This window comes from Candidatus Poribacteria bacterium (genome assembly GCA_016866785.1).
Classification (GTDB): Bacteria; Poribacteria; WGA-4E.
Genome location: VGLH01000086.1, coordinates 1 through 17,871, shown reverse-complemented (window position 1 = coordinate 17,871; position 17,871 = coordinate 1). Strand labels below are relative to the sequence as shown.

At 64.0% G+C, this 17,871-nt stretch carries 19 protein-coding genes; 12 read left to right on the top strand and 7 right to left on the bottom strand.

Annotated features, from left to right (window positions below; all coding sequences use genetic code 11):
* Positions 1-139: 139 nt before the first annotated feature.
* Positions 140-1,342 carry a transcriptional regulator gene (locus FJZ36_12795; protein MBM3215782.1) on the top strand — a complete coding sequence of 401 codons (1,203 nt, stop codon included), beginning with the start codon at positions 140-142 and terminating at the stop codon, positions 1,340-1,342.
* On the top strand, positions 1,339-2,394 hold the full coding sequence (locus FJZ36_12790) for a ParA family protein (protein ID MBM3215781.1): 1,056 nt from the start codon (positions 1,339-1,341) through the stop codon (positions 2,392-2,394). The genes FJZ36_12795 and FJZ36_12790 overlap by 4 nt, the downstream gene beginning before the upstream one ends.
* Here FJZ36_12790 and FJZ36_12785 read toward each other — a convergent pair.
* Positions 2,303-2,827 (bottom strand): glyoxalase, encoded by a 525-nt coding sequence (locus FJZ36_12785; GenBank protein MBM3215780.1) that lies wholly within the window; start codon positions 2,825-2,827, stop codon positions 2,303-2,305. The genes FJZ36_12790 and FJZ36_12785 overlap by 92 nt on opposite strands.
* 7 nt (positions 2,828-2,834) lie before the next feature.
* Positions 2,835-3,098, bottom strand: a complete 264-nt coding sequence (locus tag FJZ36_12780; GenBank protein MBM3215779.1) for a hypothetical protein — start codon at positions 3,096-3,098, stop codon at positions 2,835-2,837.
* Positions 3,099-3,194: 96 nt separating this feature from the next.
* On the opposite strand from FJZ36_12780, the gene arsC reads away from it, so the two are divergent.
* The 7 genes from arsC (at position 3,195) to FJZ36_12745 (ending at position 8,904) form a co-directional block, all read left to right on the top strand.
* Positions 3,195-3,560, top strand: a complete 366-nt coding sequence (arsC, locus tag FJZ36_12775) for an arsenate reductase (glutaredoxin) (GenBank protein MBM3215778.1) — start codon at positions 3,195-3,197, stop codon at positions 3,558-3,560.
* 10 nt (positions 3,561-3,570) lie between these two features.
* Complete coding sequence (gene dgoD / locus FJZ36_12770) at positions 3,571-4,656, top strand: galactonate dehydratase (protein ID MBM3215777.1); 1,086 nt, start codon at positions 3,571-3,573, stop codon at positions 4,654-4,656.
* A gap of 140 nt (positions 4,657-4,796) precedes the next feature.
* The gene (locus tag FJZ36_12765; protein ID MBM3215776.1) at positions 4,797-5,315 is read left to right on the top strand and encodes a thiol peroxidase; all 519 of its coding nucleotides are present in this window, start codon (positions 4,797-4,799) and stop codon (positions 5,313-5,315) included.
* An 8-nt stretch (positions 5,316-5,323) separates the two neighbouring features.
* Positions 5,324-6,013, top strand: a complete 690-nt coding sequence (locus FJZ36_12760) for an HAD family phosphatase (GenBank protein MBM3215775.1) — start codon at positions 5,324-5,326, stop codon at positions 6,011-6,013.
* Positions 6,014-6,030: 17 nt separating this feature from the next.
* On the top strand, positions 6,031-6,819 hold the full coding sequence (locus FJZ36_12755) for a slipin family protein (GenBank protein ID MBM3215774.1): 789 nt from the start codon (positions 6,031-6,033) through the stop codon (positions 6,817-6,819).
* Complete coding sequence (locus FJZ36_12750) at positions 6,816-7,670, top strand: J domain-containing protein (GenBank protein ID MBM3215773.1); 855 nt, start codon at positions 6,816-6,818, stop codon at positions 7,668-7,670. Before FJZ36_12755 ends, FJZ36_12750 begins: the two co-directional genes overlap by 4 nt.
* 97 nt (positions 7,671-7,767) lie before the next feature.
* On the top strand, positions 7,768-8,904 hold the full coding sequence (locus FJZ36_12745) for a hypothetical protein (GenBank protein MBM3215772.1): 1,137 nt from the start codon (positions 7,768-7,770) through the stop codon (positions 8,902-8,904).
* Positions 8,905-8,943: 39 nt separating this feature from the next.
* On the opposite strand, the gene FJZ36_12740 is transcribed toward FJZ36_12745, so the two are convergent.
* The 4 genes from FJZ36_12740 to FJZ36_12725 form a co-directional block, all read right to left on the bottom strand.
* Entirely contained in the window at positions 8,944-9,801 is an 858-nt protein-coding gene (locus tag FJZ36_12740; GenBank protein ID MBM3215771.1) for a class I SAM-dependent methyltransferase, read from the bottom strand.
* Positions 9,802-9,818: 17 nt separating this feature from the next.
* On the bottom strand, positions 9,819-10,277 hold the full coding sequence (locus FJZ36_12735) for a DUF386 domain-containing protein (protein MBM3215770.1): 459 nt from the start codon (positions 10,275-10,277) through the stop codon (positions 9,819-9,821).
* Between the two features lie 10 nt (positions 10,278-10,287).
* The gene (locus FJZ36_12730) at positions 10,288-12,108 is read right to left on the bottom strand and encodes an MBL fold metallo-hydrolase (protein ID MBM3215769.1); all 1,821 of its coding nucleotides are present in this window, start codon (positions 12,106-12,108) and stop codon (positions 10,288-10,290) included.
* A gap of 141 nt (positions 12,109-12,249) precedes the next feature.
* Positions 12,250-12,915 (bottom strand): carboxypeptidase regulatory-like domain-containing protein, encoded by a 666-nt coding sequence (locus FJZ36_12725; GenBank protein MBM3215768.1) that lies wholly within the window; start codon positions 12,913-12,915, stop codon positions 12,250-12,252.
* 277 nt (positions 12,916-13,192) lie between these two features.
* Between FJZ36_12725 and FJZ36_12720 the strand changes: the two genes are divergently transcribed.
* From FJZ36_12720 to FJZ36_12710, 3 genes are all read left to right on the top strand, one after another.
* On the top strand, positions 13,193-14,149 hold the full coding sequence (locus FJZ36_12720; GenBank protein ID MBM3215767.1) for a sigma-70 family RNA polymerase sigma factor: 957 nt from the start codon (positions 13,193-13,195) through the stop codon (positions 14,147-14,149).
* 64 nt (positions 14,150-14,213) lie between these two features.
* A complete protein-coding gene (locus FJZ36_12715) occupies positions 14,214-15,761 on the top strand; it encodes a hypothetical protein (protein ID MBM3215766.1) in 1,548 nt (515 codons plus the stop codon).
* Between the two features lie 141 nt (positions 15,762-15,902).
* A complete protein-coding gene (locus FJZ36_12710) occupies positions 15,903-16,763 on the top strand; it encodes a YceI family protein (protein ID MBM3215765.1) in 861 nt (286 codons plus the stop codon).
* Here the strand turns inward: FJZ36_12710 and FJZ36_12705 are convergent.
* Complete coding sequence (locus FJZ36_12705; GenBank protein ID MBM3215764.1) at positions 16,469-17,488, bottom strand: hypothetical protein; 1,020 nt, start codon at positions 17,486-17,488, stop codon at positions 16,469-16,471. The two genes, FJZ36_12710 and FJZ36_12705, sit on opposite strands and share 295 nt — an antisense overlap.
* Between the last annotated feature and the right edge of the window lie 383 nt (positions 17,489-17,871).

The following is a 17,871-nucleotide window of genomic DNA, read 5'->3' as shown; positions in this document are numbered from 1 at the left end:
TGCGACGAGCGCTTCTGGGTTCCCAACGGCGTGCTCAACTGCGGCAAGGGGGACCCGATGCAGATCAGCAAGATGACCCACGGGGCTGCTCCCGCGCGGTTCCGCCAAGTCACGGTCGGCGGAGCGAAGGGATAGCCCGATGGAGAGGTTACCTGACTTCGAACTGGAGCAGTTGCTATGCGGCGGGGAGTCCGAACGGGTTGAGAGGAAGCGCCAAGTAGGCAACGATAAAGAAGACATCCGTCACGACATCTGTGCGTTTTCGAATGATCTGCCCGGCCGTCGCCAGCCTGGGATTGTGTTCGTCGGCGTCAACAACGATGGTTCCTGTGCAAACCTGGCGATCACAGATGCGCTGCTTCGTGAGCTCGCCGACATGCGATCGGACGGCAATATCCTACCCCTACCCGTGATGACCGTCGAAAAGAGAAGACTGCTGGCGTGCGACCTCGCAGTGGTCACCGTGTACCCACATGATTCGCCACCGGTGCGGTGTCGAGGTCGCGTCTGGATACGAATCGGCACCCGACGCGGCACGGCGTCGGACCAAGAAGAGCGCACGCTGATCGAGAAGCGCCGGTTCCGCGATCAGCCTTTCGACCTGCGCCCGATTGGCACGAGTGCGCTGGACGATCTGGATGTCGAGATGTTTCAGCGCGAGTACCTGCCTACGGCTATCGCTGCTGAGGTGCTCGACGCAAACAGTCGTACCGTTGAGCAACAGTTGGCGTCGGTGCGTTTCGCCACGGTTACCGAGCCGTTCCAGCCGACGGTCACAGGCGTTCTCGTCGTCGGCAGGGATCCACAAGGGCACTTGCCGGGGGCTTACATCCAGTTTCTGCGACTAGATGGCGACGACTTAGCGTCGCCAATCCGGGATGAGAAGCGCATCGACGGACCTCTGCCGCAGATGTTGCGATCGCTGCACGTGACATTCCGAGCCCATATCGCAACGGCTGTGTCCGTTACTGGCGCTCCTACCGACTCTCGGACACCGGACTACCCGATCGAAGCGTTGACACAGTTGGCACACAACGCCGTGCTGCATCGCGGGTACGGGGGAACCAATGCTCCGGTCCGCATCTACTGGTTCCGCGATCGGATCGAGATCCATAGCCCCGGAGGTCCCTACGGCAATGTTAATCGTGGAAACTTCGGACAGCCCGGCGTCACCGACTACCGAAACCCCCACCTTGCCGAGGCGATGAAGAACTTGGGTCTCGTGCAGCGGTTCGGCGTTGGGATACCTCGAGTACGCCAAGCACTGGCTGACAATGGCAGCCCTGCGCCGGAATTCATCGTAGAGGATACGCACGTCGTGGCGGTCGTGAGGGCGAGATGACACCGGTACCGGTGATCGCCTTTTTCAACAACAAGGGTGGCGTAGGCAAGACCTCGCTGGTGTATCATCTTGCTTGGATGTACGCCCGACTCGGATACCGCGTGTTGGCGGCAGACCTGGACCCCCAAGCCAACCTGACTGCGGCGTTCCTGAACGACCAAGCGCTTGAGGAGCTATGGGGCGGGCAGGGCGACGCGACGACGATCTTCCGATGCGTCGAGCCTCTCTACAGCCGCACCGGAGACATAGCTGAGACGCACTTAGTGCTTGCCCCGGATGGTCTCGGATTGCTGGCTGGCGACTTGTCGCTGTCCCGGTACGAGGACACGCTCGCTCACGAGTGGAACGGCTGCTTGAGCGGCGACACGGGGTCGTTCCGCGTCACGTCGGCGTTCTGGCGGGTGATCCAGCAGGCCGCATCGTCGCTCGACGCATGCGTGGCTTTGATGGATGTTGGGCCGAACCTGGGCGCCATCAACCGTTCTGCGCTAGTGTCGGCGGACTATGTCGTCGTGCCGTTGGCTCCTGACCTGTTCTCCCTACAGGGGCTGAGCAACCTCGGACCGACACTGGACAAGTGGCGTCAGGAATGGAGAGCACGTCTTAGCGCTTGGCCATCGGGCAAGGAGAGCCTGCCCCTGCCGCTGGGCTCGATGGCCCCTCTCGGCTACGTCGTCCTGCAACACGCAATCCGCCTGGACAGACCGACACAGGCTTACGACCGTTGGGCTGGTAGGATACCTGAGACCTATCAGCGCGACGTGCTGGGACAGGGCTATGACGGGGTCACGCTAGAGAACGATGCCAACTGCCTGGCTCTTCTGAAGCATTACCGCAGCCTGGCTCCGCTAGCTCTGGAGGCACGCAAGCCGATGTTCGACCTAAAGCCTGCGGATGGAGCCATCGGCGCACACGCATCCGCCGTTCGGAGCGTCTACGACGACTTCCGATCCCTCGCGTTCACGATCCGGGACCGTGTAGGTCTTCGTTCGTTGGAGGCTTGGCATCGTCCGCCTCACGGAGCAGGCGTTCGAGATCCAGTGGACGCGTGAACATGCCCAGCCTGCCCTCGCCATTGCGGGGCCACTCCTCGGCGGGTCGATCGACGTAGAGCTCAACGCCGTTGCCGTCGGGATCGCGCAGGTAGATCGCCTCTGAAACGCCGTGGTCCGACGCTCCTGTGAGCGGGTGCTTGGCGTTCACCAGGACCGACAGCGCGTTCGCCAGGTCCCGCCGCGATGGATACAGGATGGCGAGGTGATAGAGTCCTGTCGTTCCGCTCGGCGGCGCGGGCGCGCCCTCCCCAGCCCAGGTGTTGAGCCCGACGTGGTGGTGATACCCGCCTGCCGAGAGAAAGGCCGCCGAGTCGCCGTAGCGCTGCGTGACGTCAAACCCCAGCAAGCCGTGGTAGAACGCCAACGACCGATCCAGGTCGGACACGGTGAGGTGTACGTGCCCGATGCGTGCTTCTGCCGCGATCCCCAACGGGAACCTACTTCCTCTTGGGTCGCGTAGCGCCGACGACGGCGAATCGGATGTGCGATGACAGTCCGGAGTTGGCTGCCTTCACGTTCGCGCCTTCCTCGTCGGGGTACAGCACCTGCTGCGCGACTGCCTTCTTTACCCACGACTCCAGCTTCCGGTCGTACTCGATGAAGTTCCGCTTGTCCGACTCGCAGTTCGGGCACTTGTCAGGCAACTGATCGGCGGCGGTGACATCTTCGAAGAGATAACCGCACGCGGTGCAAACGAACATCGATTCCTCCTACCCGTAGCTCGTCCTCACGCCTCGCGTCCAGTATACTACGCGACAGATACAGCTCTCAAACCTCGGAATGCGATTGGGGGATCGATGGCACGGAAGTCTGAATGGACGATTTACCACAACCCGCGATGCAGCAAGTCGCGCGCTGCGCTGGCGTATCTGGAAGAGAAGGGCATCCAACCCGAAGTCGTCGAATATCTGAAGACGCCTCTCGATCGCGCTGGTATCCAAGACCTGCTAACCAAGCTCGGGCTGGGCGTCCGCGACATCCTGCGCGACGGAGAGGACGAGTACGACGCACTGAATCTCGGAAACGCTTCGTTGGCCGGTGAAGCGCTGATCGATGCCGTCGTGAAGCATCCGATCCTCATGCAGCGACCCATCATTGTGCGCGGCGATCACGCGGCCATCGGCAGACCCACAGAAGCGATCGACGATCTGATCGACGGCTAGGAGCCTTTCGATGAAGGTCACCGACGTCCGTACGTACGTGATGCGGGGCGTCGAGCGGAACTGGGTATTCGTCAAAGTCTGCACGGACGAGGGCATCCACGGATGGGGCGAGGCGTCGCTTGAGTGGAAGGAACGCACCGTCGAGCAGGCGGTCCACGAGGTGGCGCGGCATGTCATCGGCAAGGACCCAACGCGGATCGAGCACCTGTGGCAGACGATGTTCCGCCACGGGTTCTGGCGCGGTGGCGTCATTCTGAACACGGCGCTTAGCGGCATCGATCAGGCGCTGTGGGACATCACGGGCAAGGCGTACGGCGTGCCGGTCTACAAGCTTCTCGGCGGCGCGTGCCGCGAGCGCATCCGGCTCTACGGACACGGCGGACCCCAGACCGCCTTGGAGCTCCGCGACCTAGGGTTCACGGCGATGAAGACCGGCGCGGGCTCGCCGGATCAAGTGAAGGCGAACCTCGAAGCGATCCGAGGCAATGTCGGTGACGCCTTCGACATTATGATCGACAACCACGGCATGTCGACGCCGCAGGAGGCGCATCAGCAGATTCTTGCGGCGGAGCCCTACCGGCTCCTCTTCTTCGAGGAACCGTGCCCGCCCGATAACCCGGAGGTCCTTGCGCCGCTCGCGTCGAGTCGGTACCGAACGCCGCTCGCGACCGGGGAGCGACTCTACACGCGCTGGGGGTTCCGACAAGTCATCGAGAACCAGTGGGTGTCGGTCATCCAGCCCGACTTGTGTCACGCCGGAGGCATTTCGGAGGTTCGCCGGATCGCTGCGATGGCGGAGACCTACTACATCCAGGTCGTGCCCCACAACCCGTACGGACCGGTCTCGACGGCGGCGTGCGTCCACCTCTGCGCGGCGATTCCGAACTTCCTCATCCTGGAGTACGTCTTTACGAACGAGCCCTGGCGAACGCGCGTTCAGAAGGACCCGCTGATCATCCGTGAAGGTCACGCTGAACTGCCCACGTCGCCGGGACTGGGCATCGACCTCGACGAAGACGTGATCGCCAGCCGACCGTTCACGGAGGACGGTATCGCCGGTCGGTTCGCCGACGATGGCGGCGTGCAGGACATCTGATCCGATCTCGCGCGTCGGTTTGCTTCGTCGGAGTCGGAAGGGATACACTTCACAGCGCGCCGGCCCGCGACGCGCACGCACATCCTTCCGATGACGGTCGGTGTTCCCACACGTTGAATGGTGACTGAGAGGGTATCAGCATGGCTCAGGAGCGAACCGGACTGACGGCATTCAAGGGCAACGGTCTCACCCTGGTCGGCACGCCGGCGGAAGTCGGAAAGCCGGCAGCGGACTTCAGGATTGCGAGCAGCCTCGCTGACTTCATCAGCCTCAGCGATAGCGCCGGCAAGGTGCGCGTTTTGAATGTCGTGCCGTCGCTCGACACGCCGGTCTGCGACACGCAGACGCGCAAGTTCAACGAGTGCGCCGGCGAACTCGGCGATAAGGCGGTTGTGCTCACGATCAGTATGGACCTGCCTCCGGCGCAGGCGCGATGGTGCGGCGCTGCCGATGCCAAGAACATCGTCACGCTGTCCGACTATCGCAACCACTCGTTCGGGCTGGCGTACGGGCTTCACATCAAGGAACTCGACATCCTGGCGCGCGCCGTCCTCGTGATCGACAGCAAGGGCGTCGTTCGGTACCAGGAGATCGTTCCCGAAGTAACGACCGAACCGAACTACGACGCGGCATTCGCGGCGATACGCTCGCTGCTGTAAAGGGCCCTATGCCACGTCTCGGCGTTCGGGCGGGCATCTTCGACTTCGACGGCGTCATCGCGGACACGGAGGGGCTCCACTTCTCGACGCTCCGTGATACGCTCGCCGAAGAAGGCATTGGCGTCTCCGAAGCGGAGTATGCCCGCACGTATATCGTCCTGGACGACCGTGACTCGATCCGCACGGCGTTCAAGCAAGCCGACCGCGAGTTGGGCGCTCCAAAGCTGCGGGCTCTCATGGCTCGCAAGGCGGAGCGGTTCGACGACGCGATCCAGACGGGCGTTCCCCTCTTCCCAGGAGCGGCGGACTTCATCCGGGCGATGGCGGCAGACATGCCCCTCGCCATCGCTTCCGGGGCGCTCAAGGCGGAGATCGTCGCGATCCTGTCCGCGCATCGACTCGACGGCGTGTTCACCGAGATCGTCGGCGCAGACGACGTGACGCGCGGGAAGCCCCATCCAGAGACGTATCTGCGCGCCTATGAGTCTCTGCGTCTGACGCTGGCGGGAGCCCTGATGCCGGAGGAATGCGTCGTCATCGAGGATACCGTCAACGGAGTGGATGGAGCCAAGGCGGCGGGTATGCGAGTCATTGCGGTCACCAACTCCTATCCTGCGTCGCGGCTCGGTCACGCGGACGCGGTCGTTTCGACGCTCGAAGGCATGAGCGCCGCGCGAGTGCGCGAACTGCTGCGATAGCCATCGCGAGGTGAACCATGTGGCTTCAGTGGATCGTCCTCATCGCGTTCGCCGCCGTTCTGGTCGGGAACCTCGTGCGCGTTATGCGCGAGTACGAGCGCGCCGTCATGTTTCGGCTCGGACGGTTCGTTGGCGTGAAGGGCCCGGGGCTGGTGTGGATGATCCCGCTGTTCGACCGCCTCGTTAAGGTGGACCTGCGCATCCATACCCACGACGTTCCGCCCCAAGACCTCATCACACGCGACAATGTCTCGGTGACGGTGAATGCCGTCGTCTATCGCCGGATCGTCGATCCGAAGGCAGCGGTGCTGGGCGTCGAAGATGTCAACTTCGCAACGACCCAGGTGGCGCAGACGACTCTTCGAAGCTCCCTCGGCAGAGCCGACCTGGACACGCTCTTGACGGAGCGCGACCGTCTGTCGGAGGACTTGCAGGCGACGATCGCATCGCAGGTCGCTCAGTGGGGTGTCGAAATCCTGTCCGTCGAGATCAAGGACATCCAGTTGCCGGAGACGATGAAGCGGGCTCTCGCGCGCAAGGCGGAGGCGGAGCGAGAACGTCGCGCGAAGGTGATCCACGCCCAGGGAGAGCTCGCGGCGGCTCAGCGCCTGTCCGAAGCCGCAGACACGCTCTCCACGGAACCGGCGGCGATCCACCTCAGGTTCCTGCAGAGCATCTCCGAAGTTGCGGCTGAGCGGAACTCGACGTTGGTCGTTCCCTTGCCACTCGAGCTCCTGAAGACGCTGATGTCCGGCGTCGGAGCTCCCGGAGAAGCCACACCTTCGGCTCCGTCGGTCGCACCGTGAGCGACGCGGGAACCGTCCCGGCTCCGACCACCGAAGACCTCCAGACCGCCCGCATCCGGGACTACCAACAAAAGATCGTCGACTGCCGCGACGAGATCGTCGCTCTGACGCTCGACTGCGAGCGGATCCGCACCGAGACGCGCGTCTTTCAGCATGAATACAACGCTCGGATCGGGAACCTGTACCTGGAGTTGGACAAGATTCAACTCACGATCAAGGAGCTGCTCTATCGCGCGCGACTGGTCGAAAAGGGCGTCGCGCACAGCGAGGAGCAGCTCGACCGGCGGGTCGAGAGCGCGTTCCGCGTCGAGCGGAAGCGCGTTGAGCAAGGTCCCAAGCGCGGCACGTCCGATGGGGTAGAACCGAAACCGAGCTCGTCGTCCCGCAAGACGCCTCAGCAGCGAGCCCGCCAACTCTACTTGAGGCTCGCCAAGCAGTACCATCCTGACAAAGCCTCCGACGCCGGATCGCGGGCTCGGCACGCGGACCTGATGGCGTTGATCAACGACGCGTACGAGTCGGAGGATGTCGCCACGCTCGAGCGACTGGAGATGACGTTGCCGACCGGAGACACTCCGCCCACCGAATCATTCAACGAGCGCGAACGCAGGCTCTATCGCGAGTACCTTCGTCTCCACAAGACCGTAGGCGACCTACGACATGACCGCGACGAGCTCGCCGCAAGCGACACCTACAAGATGAAGATGGACGTGGAACGAGGTCGCGAATCGGGAAACGACCCGCTCGAGGAGCTCCGTCGCGGAATCTCCGAGAAGGTCGAGGCAGCACGGGCAAGACTGGCGACGATTCGTGAGCAGTTCACCACGCTCACTCGTCACATGCGCGGGTGATGGTATGATGGCGGGAGTGTGAGCTGAAGACGTGTGCCTCGATGGCTCCATCACCGATCGCGCATGCGAGTTGCGCATCGGAGCAAGGGAGAGGCGAATGGTCGGCGCGAACGATGACGCATCCAACCGGATCGATGACGTATTGCAGACGCTGCAGCAGATGGTGCTGTCGACACCTCCGGGGAACCTGCTGGCGGCCATCCGCCACCTGCTGGGCGATACTCCGCCTCGAGTCGAGGAGGTCCACTCGATCGCGGCTGCTCAGTACCACGTCGGGCGCTTTGAAGATGCCGAAACGACGTCGCGTCTGCTCCTACGCGTGAACCCCAACCACTACAACACTCGCTACCTGCTGGGGAATATCTTGCAGTACACCATGCGGTACGCCGAGGCGGTCCAGGAGTACGATCAGGCGCTCAAGATCCAGCCCGCCTTCGAGGCAGCGGCTGTCGAGCGACAGGCGATCCAGGACTACCAGCGGGCGATGCGGCGGGGCACTGCATACTTCGGGCCCGTGCTGATGAGCAATCAGGACGCACGCAACGAACGTCGTCCGGTCTTGCAGGCGCTCATTCGCCGCGTGTGCGCTGTCACAGTGGACGGAGACGGTATGCGTATTCTTGAGATCGGCTCGTGGGCAGGTGGGTCCGCCGTGCTATGGGCTGATGCCATCGCGCGCCAATGTGAGCGTCGTGGCATTGTCTACTGCGTTGATCCCTGGCGCGAGTTCTGGGACCTTCAGACGCACATGAGCAGCGCCCATCGTCGGATGAACGATGCGCTCAAGAGCGGAGAGCTCCTGAATCTGTTCTTACACAACATCAGAGCCGCGAGGTTCGAAGACATCATCGTGCCGCTCCGCGGAGCCTCGTCGCAGGTACTCCCTCTCCTGCGCGACGGGTTGTTCGACTTCATCTACGTCGACGGATCCCATCTCTACCAGGATGTGGCGTATGATCTGAGCCAGGTGGTGCACCTCGTCCGCGATGGGGGAATCATCGCCGGCGACGACCTGCCTCGCCAGCTCGAGGACTGCGACAGCGATCACGTCCGGGAATCCGTGGCTCAGCGGCTGGAGCTGGCGACAGACCCCAACTCCGGCGAGGACTACTGCCCAGGCGTTGCCTTGGCAGTCGCCGAGGCGTTTGGGACGGTCGGGATGCGCAACGCGGTGTGGGCGACACGCCGACATGGCGATGTGTGGGAACCCGTGGAGCTCGACGCCTCGCCCTAGTCGCGCAGGCGCGAGTGGTTGGGGTGCCTCCTTACGGTCTCAGTGCTCTCGCTGGAAGATCGCCATGTAGGCGCCCCAAGAAGACGGGTTCTCGCGTAGCGCGGTGTCGTGGGTCTCTCGCGTAACGGGCACGCCGCACAGAAAGATCTCGTCGACGACTCGACAGCGAGGGAAGTGGGACTGTAGCAGCTCCGGCGTGAAGAGATTCATGCTGTTGAAGAGCGTTGTCGGCTCGAGCTGCGTTGGCACACTGATGATGAGGTGCCCGCCGATCTGCACGACCCTCTGGTACTCACGGACAGCCTTCCGAAACGCCATGTTGTCTACTGTATCTCCATAGCGACCGAGCCCGAAGTGCTCCGAGGCGTGCAGAGACGTCAATAACGGCACCGAGCCGTCGGTGAACGGCAGTTCCTGCGCCTCCGCCTGGCGGTAGACGAGATTGTGCAAGGCGAACGGCGTGGGTCGAGCGTCGATGGCGATGCATCGGACGCTCCGCGAGACCAATGTCACGAACGAGACCGTTGAGCCGACGTCCACGAAGTACCGCGGGTTCAGCTTCAGCACCCGCTCCGCCGCGAGCGCGTCCTGGTAGGTGTACGTAAGGTCGAACTCCTGGGCTCCGATCTCATACCGCGCATCCAGCCAGAACCGCTTGGGTGAATCCCGCAGGATCCGCGGGAACTCCTCAAGCACGTACTTGGTCAAATCGAGCGCGAAACGGACATCATCCACCTTCGGGTCGACGCGAGCATCGCGGACCCCATCGTGGAACATCCGGGTCGCGCTGATGAGATCGTCGTAGAACCTCCTATCGGGAAGTTCAGACGGATCGAACGCCTCTAGCGCGTCGAGAATGCTCTGCAGCCTTTCGAGTGTCGTCGTGCGTGTCGACATCGATGCCCCCGTATCGTCTAGCCGTCCAGCCGCACCTTGACGACGATCTTCCTCACCGTGGTGCGGCCGCGAAGATCGCAGCTAGGCTTGTGGGCGTCCTGTGGGTGGAACACCGCAAACAAGCCCGAACACAGCGCGAACGTCGCCGGCATGGGGGGATCCTCCACGAACAGCACGTCGCGCGCGTCGTCGTACGCCTCGGACACACGGAGCCCTTCAAGGGGATGCCATTCGCAGAGCTCTTCTCCGTCCAGCAACGTCTGAATATCGGCGTATCGGCGGTGTGCCTCGCAGCGCGCCTCGTTCCGAGGCTTCGTGTCGTAGGTCGTCACAATGGCGTAGATGGAGTCGCCGTCGATCGGATAGATGCCGTCCTCTGCCGATGGATCGAACGTCCGAATGAAGTCGAACCCGCGTGCGAACGGCGAACGACCTTCGAAGTACGCGACAGCGTTCGCCAAACGATCGAGGATCATGCGGTTCTCCTCATGGCTCGATGACCAGCACCGCCTCGCGGATCTGTCCCAGACGCCGTCCGCCGAACGTGATATCCATCGGCACAACGGTGCGACCTGTAGTTGCGTTCTCGGGAACCCGAAGGCGGAAGACGATGCTTCCGTCGGAGCCCGCAGCTAGGGCACAGCTTCCCGGGCGCGCATCTTGGTTCCATGAAGACGGCAGCACGGGCTGTGCACCCGCGACGCGAGCCTCAGCGGCGTAGTTCGTGAAATCCGCCCTCAGCGTGAACCACTCCCCGCGCCGAACGCTCTGCTCGTAAGGGAAGCATCGCGCCCAATGTGGGTCCAGACCGAAGTTCGGATGCTCCCAGTCGATCAGTCGGGTGAAGAGCGACTCCCTCTCTCGGAGATTCGCCCGCATGAACTCGATGTGCTCCTCGCCGAAGTTCCACGCGGGCCCGACGTGGCAGTTGAACAGGTGGGTTGGCTTCGTCTCGTCAAGAACGCTGAGGCAGCGATCGTAGCCGATGCCCTCCCCCAAAGGGTTCCGGTTCGCGGCGCAGTAGTCGTCCATTCCCGACGGCGTGAACGAGTCGCCGGTGAAGAACAGCCGGGCACCACGACCAGCGACGAGCAGACCGCCATGGTAGTAGGTCTGCCCTGGGAAGAAGTACGCTGTCATCGTGAACTCGTTCCACTGCCACGAGTTGCCATCCGTGGTGCGGTGGTCAACGCGCGCCCGCGATGGCGACACACACGGGATTCGGTGTGCCGTCGGGTCTTCGATCACCTGCGCCACATGCTCGTCCGCCCAAGTCGGACATGGGAAGCGTTCTTGGAACGATGGGATCGCATCCACGTGGTCGTCGTGATAATGAGTCACCCAGAAACCGGTGACATCGGTAATCTCGCCTCCTAGCACCATCGTGTCGAGGTGCTCCACGACGTGGTTCGATCCGCAGTCCATCACGAACGCTTCGCCGGCTTCCGACAGGACGATCCAGGTCGTCCCGATATGCCGGAGGAAGGCGGGCGGGTCGAACACGGGTCGCATCGCCATGTGGTTCGGCTTGCCTTCGAACGCGCGAAACATGTCACCGAAGTAGTACCGCAGCGCCGAGCCCGCCACGTAGCGGTCGTAGCACCGGTCGATGTTGGCGTTGAGGGCGTCCACGGCGCGTCTGGGGTCCGACATGGGTTCGCCATGCGAAGGCACCAGCACGTCGGGCTCTGCCGACAGCACGCGCTCGAGGCTCTCTCGAAGCGCCTTCCGCGCTCCCATGAAGCCGTGGTAGTCCGTCGAGGTCTCGCCCTTCTTCTGGATGCTGTGGACATCCCACAGCTTGCCCTCGCCGGCGATGAGGTCGCCCGTGAAGGCGATCCGTTGCCCGTCCACGTCGACAACATAGGTCACGCTGCCGTCCGTGTGGGCAGGAGTGTCGAGGACGCGTATCTTCGCCGGGCCCCAGTCCAGTTCGTCCCCGCCCTGAACGACAGCGTCGACGCGGATGGACTCAGCCAGCACCGAAGGATGGGGGTGGTCGTCGTAGAGATGCCATCGCCTCTTGAGGTCGTTCCAGAACGATTCGACGTCCTCGAACCAGGGCAGTTCGGTCGCTGGAACCGTGATGCGGGTGCCCGATTCGACGCGAAGGTTGACGCCGGACGCCTGATCCCGGTGGTGGTGCGTAAAGAGGACTCGATCGACGGTTGTGACACCGAGCTCGCGAAGCGACTCCTCGACGCTGCCATCGCCATCGTCGATGAGCAGTGCTTGGTCGCCATCGAGAACGATCCCGGCACAGACGGAACCCAAGTGGACGTACACATGCTGAGAGAGACGGATCATCAGAGCCTCCGACGCCCATCATGCTGGATTCACGGTCTTCCCGCAAGTCCGCAAGCGCATCCGCTGACGTCGAGCTCTGGAATGGGATACCTCCCCGCCTAGAACGCTTCGTCTGCGATCCGTCCGTGCGCTTCGGCTGGCTCAGCGACCTGCCGCGATGAGAACGACTCGCGGCACGATTCCACGCCTGCCCGGCGCGAGGGCGGGAACCGAGCTGCTCTCGGTCCGAAATCCGTCGAACGTGTAGACCAGCGTCGTGCTCAGTTCCGACCAGACATCGACCTGCCACTCGCCGCCGTCGTTGGTGAGGGCGCTCAGCGGGGCGCAGACGGCGCTGCGGCATATGACGGCGATTCGAACGCCCGCAAACGGCGCGCCGGCGGCATTCGTCACGGTGCCGCGGAGCGTTGCGGAGGCGGTAAGGGCTCGCATCGTGATCGGCGGGGCGATGGTCTCCTGCCCTTCAGCGACTCGAAGCGTCCGGACAGAGGTGTCGATGAAGTAGCCTGCGCCTGTCGCGACCAAGCCGTATTCGCCCGGCAGGAGCCCTGCCAGGCGGAACCGCCCGGACTCGTCTGTGAGCGCGACGGCGCTGTCCACGCCATTGCGAATCGCCAGCACACCGATCCCGGGCTCCGCTGGTTCGACGGACCCGACAATGCCGGTTACGTCCCGGTCGTCTAGGGTGGTCTCCGGTCGCCAGGCGCCGTCCTGGCTGCATCCTGCGCCCACCAAGAGCAGTGCTCCTGCGGCCGCCAGTGCCGTGATTCCGCGCCAGCGACGCCGAATGCGCCCGATGTTCGCCACGTCCCATCCTCCTCCATGTCCAAACCCGTATTCGCCGCAATCGGTGCTCGCCGCAGTACCGATGGCGCAGCGTGCCAGTCTGCCGGACTCCCGTTTCTGGGCCCGGCTTGTCCAAGCGCCTGTGGATATGCCAGTATGAATCAGCCAGGATGGCTTCAGCCACTGTAGACACCGTTAGGGCAGCGAAGGTATCGCTGGGAGGCCCCGTAGCCATGGTCCGTTGCGGGACCCTCGATCGAGATCGATCCGATGCCGGCGGACGCCGGAGCCTAGCGCCATGACGAACCAAACCCCAGCGATGCAGCTCGCCGACATGCTCGAGGCGCAGCGACGATCGGTTTTCGCCCTCTGCTACCGGCTGACGGGTTCTATCGAGGACGCCGAGGACCTGACGCAGGAAACGTTCCTGCGTGCGACCCAGTCCTATGAGCGGTTCGAGGGGCGGTCGTCTTTCCGGACGTGGCTCCACCGCATCGCGGCGAACACATCGTACAACTTCTTGACGGCTGCGAGGAGGCAGCGCGAGGTCGCGCTCCCTGACCCTCTGGCAACGACCGACGAGTTCGTGGCCGCCGTGGCGGCCGAACGCAACGAACAGAGCGTCCGGGAGAGCATGGAGTACTCGTTCCTGTGCGTTCTTCAGGAGTTGTCGCCGTTGCAGCGGCTGGTCGTGGTCCTACGCGACGTGCTGGGCTGGTCGGTAACCCAGTCAGCCGAGGCGTTGGGCACGGAGCGGGCTGCCGTGAAGAACGCGCACTCGCGGGCACGGAAGCATCTGAACGCACGGAAGCGGTCAGGCCGGGCGGTTCCACCCGGACACCCGGACGCTGAGCGCGTCATGCAACGGTTCGCCGAAACGCAGGTGGAGGGCGACATTGCCTCCTGCATGGCGCTGTACCGTGACGATGCCGAGGTATACGTCTTCCCGTCTCGGCGGCTGTCGTCGTCGACGGACATCCGCGAGTTCCACGAAGAGTTGAGGCAGATGCCACCTCGGCTGTTCGTAGGAGTTCGTCTCAACGGGAGTCTGGGAGCAGCCTGTTACCATCCGACGCCTGACGGTAAGCTCGCGCGGACAGGCGTGGTGATTCTCGAAGTCGTGCGGGATGTGTGGCGTTCAGCGGCTCGAATCAGCCGCGCGTACTGGATCATGGAAGCGCAGTCGATCTCATCCGTTCCTACACCAACGGAGATGGACCCACCCGATGATGTGGCGGCTCGGTTCGTGCTCTAACCTGGATACCCGCCTGGCAACGGCTCTGACAGAGCCATGTACCCCCGATAGGACCCACACACGCGTGCTTCGTCGCCAGCCTTGCGACAAAGCGTGGCGGTTCTGTGGCACGCTCGCTTTGGCGCTCCAGTGCGCGTCGTGGGCTAGCAGCGTCCAGGCACATGAAGCGGGTACGACATCGGATACGGAGGCGGAAAGTGCTGACGTCTGGCTGGCTGTTGTCGGCGTCTTCACTGAGAGTCCTACCAGCCTCATCGACGGCGCGGGACACGCTCATCAAGCTGTGACGACGGCTGTGCCGCAGGCGCAGGCGTTCTACGACCAAGGGCTCGCGTGGATGCACAGCTACTTCTGGCTTGAGGCTGCTCGCTCGTTCCGCCAGGCGCTCGTGCTCGATCCTCAGATAGCACTCGCGGAAGCGCACCTGGGGTTGGCGTACGCGGAGCTGGACCTGATGGGAAAGGCTGACGGGCACTTCGGCGTCGCCCGTGGCCTGGCGCCGAGCGCCAGCGAGCGTGAACGTCTCAATGTCGAGGCGATACTCACCCGCTGGGAGGCGATGGGCGCGGAAGGCGACGAGCGCGACCGTCTGCACGAGGATTACATCACGTCCCTCGACGATCTCCTCGCCAAGTATCCGGACGATGCGGAAGTGTGGGTTGCGCGAGGCGTGGCGCAGGAGGGCAGCCCGACAAGCCGCGGTCAACTCGGCTCGATCGAGTCCGTGCCCTACTACGAGACCGCACTGAGATATGATCCCGATCATGTCGGGGCCCGCCACTACCTGGTTCACGCGTGGGAGAACCTGCAACACTACGGCCGTGCTGCGAGCGAGGCGGCGGCGTACGCCAGCAACGCGAGCGCTGCTCCCCACGCACAGCACATGTATGGACATGTCCTTCCGCGTGTCGGCAGGTGGGACGAGGCGATCGCCCAGTTCGAGCGAGCAGACACCCTCGCCCGTTCGTACGTCGCTCGCGAAGGCATCCCAGCCCGGATCGAGTGGCATCAGCTCCACAACCTCTACCTGCTGGGGCTCGCCTATGCCCGCGTCGGACGGATGGCAGACTCCGAGCGGACGCTGCGCGAGGCTTTCGAGACGCGCGGCGTGCACACGGGCTCGGAGCTGGAGGCGCACCCAGCCTACATCGAACTGCTGATCCACCTGGGTCGGTACGACGATGCCCGCCGTTCGGCTCGCGTGTTCGCCAGTCGGAGCGGGCCCATTGCTGCCGCGATCGGCGCCATCTACGAGGCGGAATCGTACGCGCTCGAGAACCGCCTCGATGAAGCCCGCAGTGCTGCCGACCGGGCTCGCACCGCGACCGAATCTGCCGATGACCCGGACGCCACATCGCTCATGGGCGAGCTCGATGCGATGCTCGCGCTCGCCGCAACGGATCCCATGGCACGGTACGCGGGCGCTCTGTCGCTTCAGCGAGTCGCCGAAACCGTTGGCGCGCAGACGGGCTTCGATGGCTGGGGCAGCGGCTTCTTGCGGCTGTCGCGGTTGGCGCAAGTCGCCAGTGCTACAGAGAACGCCAGCCTCGCCCAAGAGCTGACAGACAGGCTGAAGCTCCGGGGCGACGAAGCTCCGCCACGCACTCGTTAGCGGTACTGAACCCCTTCCTGCACTCGATACCATTGTCGTCTCAGCGATACCTTTACGCCTCGGTCTCTGTCGATTGTTGCGACCGAGCGACAGGGAGCGACGACGTCGCCTGGCTCGGCGGTCCGCTGACAACGGCGCACCATGTCGGATGCGCAGACCACACCCATCGCAAAGGCAGGGAAGGGAAGCTGTATGACACGCACTTCGCATGTTTGGTCGGTTCTTACCCTGGCGGCTGTGCTCTTCGCCGTAGGAACCGTCGCCATCGCTGAGCCGATGACGTTCAACATGCACGAGGATGGGCGGGACGAGGTCATGTTCGTCTCGAAGGCGGCAATGGAGAAGATCACCGGCAAAGCGAGCAAGGTTCGTGGCTCCATCATGATCGAAGACCTCAACGACCTGACGAAGGGCAAGGTCGCGGCGCAGGTCGAGGTGGATCTGGACTCCGTAGACACCGGTATCTCCATGCGCGACAACCATATGCGCAGCGAGGAGTTCCTTCACGCACAGAGGTTCCCCAAAGCCGCGCTCACGCTGACCAAGATCGAGCAGGCTCAGGTCATCGACAGAGATGCCCAGGGCAGAGGGAGCGCGCGAAACGTGAAATCCCTTCAACCTAGCGTGCCGACTCGCCTGACGTTGGTGGGGACGTTCGAGGTTCGTGGCGTAAAGCGGGAGGTCCGCCTGACGGATGTGACCGCCACCTACATCGAGGAGTCGCCCGAGACCTCAATGATTCGCGACGGCAACCTGCTGCGCGTCACCGGTTCGTTCGTAGTCAAGCTCAGCGACCACGGGATTAAACGCCCGCAGATGTTGCTCCTGAGAGTCGCCGACGACGTGGAAGTCACCTTCGACGTGACCGCTGGTACGGGCGTCAAGGGCGGCGCGATGGCGATGGGCGCGTGCGGCTGCGGAGGCAAGAAGGCGTGTGGAGCTAAGGACGCCTGTGGCGGAAAGAAGGCTTGCGGCGGCAAGAAAGCCTGCGGCGGCAAGTAGCGCTTCGGCAGGAAATGGTCGTTCTGCGTGACGGTGGGTTCCGAGGCGCCGTGCCTCAGGACCCGCCGCCACCGCGCCGCCGCGAGTTCGCCGGCTTCGTCCGCGTCGAACGCCAACAGAATCGCCGGGGCGCGGAGCAGGCGCGCTGTCCAGACCGGGCGCAGGCACACCCCCGCACCGAGCACCGCCACGGGCGTCACGAGGTCGCCCGCCGCCTGCCCGACCGCCAACTGGTCAAAGACCCCCTCGACGAGCAGCGCCGGCCTGCAGGACTCCACACAGTCGACCCCGCGCGGCGCGAGACGGGAGCCCGTGACTGTGACGTACTTCGGCTCGCCCGCCGCGCGGCGAATCAAAACCGCCCAGAGCACGCCACCCACGGCAACCGGGATTGTGATTCCGCGCGGAAGCCAGACCGTAGCGCCCGGCCCCATCCAGGGCGGCCGGGGTTCACGGCGATCCACGGGGTTCAGACCGAGCCTCGCCGCGCGGATCGTGTCGCCCGCGAACCCCCGCTCCAACAAGTAGTCTCGCGGACGCATGTCGTCCCCGTCCCAAAGCCTCGCCACCGCCGCGTCCACGAACTGCTTCGCGGCGACCTGCCACTCCTCGCAAGGCGGGCATGGCGGCTCCGGCGTCGCTGGTCGGATCGGTCGGATCGGGCTCAACGACATGCCGAGTCGCCGCCGCGCTTCCGTCGCGCCGATCCCGTGTCGCTGCATCATATAGCCGAGGACGCCGCCGCCGCGCCGGCCGCGGCGACGCCACCATAACCCGCGCGCCGCGTCCACTAGGAAACGGTCGTTGCCGGCGACGCAGAAGGGGCATCCTCCAGCGAACTCCTTGCCCCTCGGGCGGAGCCGTCCGCCGCCAGAACGCCGATCAGGTCATCCGCCATGCCCGAGCCTCCTCAACAAGGGCGTCCGCGTCGGTGAGAGAACCGGAAAACAAGGTTGCAGCCTCCGCAACTTCTTCGTCGGTTGGATGCACAATGGAAGCGTCGAACGCCGCCCGCCCCAAGGGGTCGGGCAGGTCGGCAGATGCCCTTATATCGCGCAAAGCCTCTTCCGGGGGGTTTCTACCCACTAGACCGCTAGGACCCCAGTGT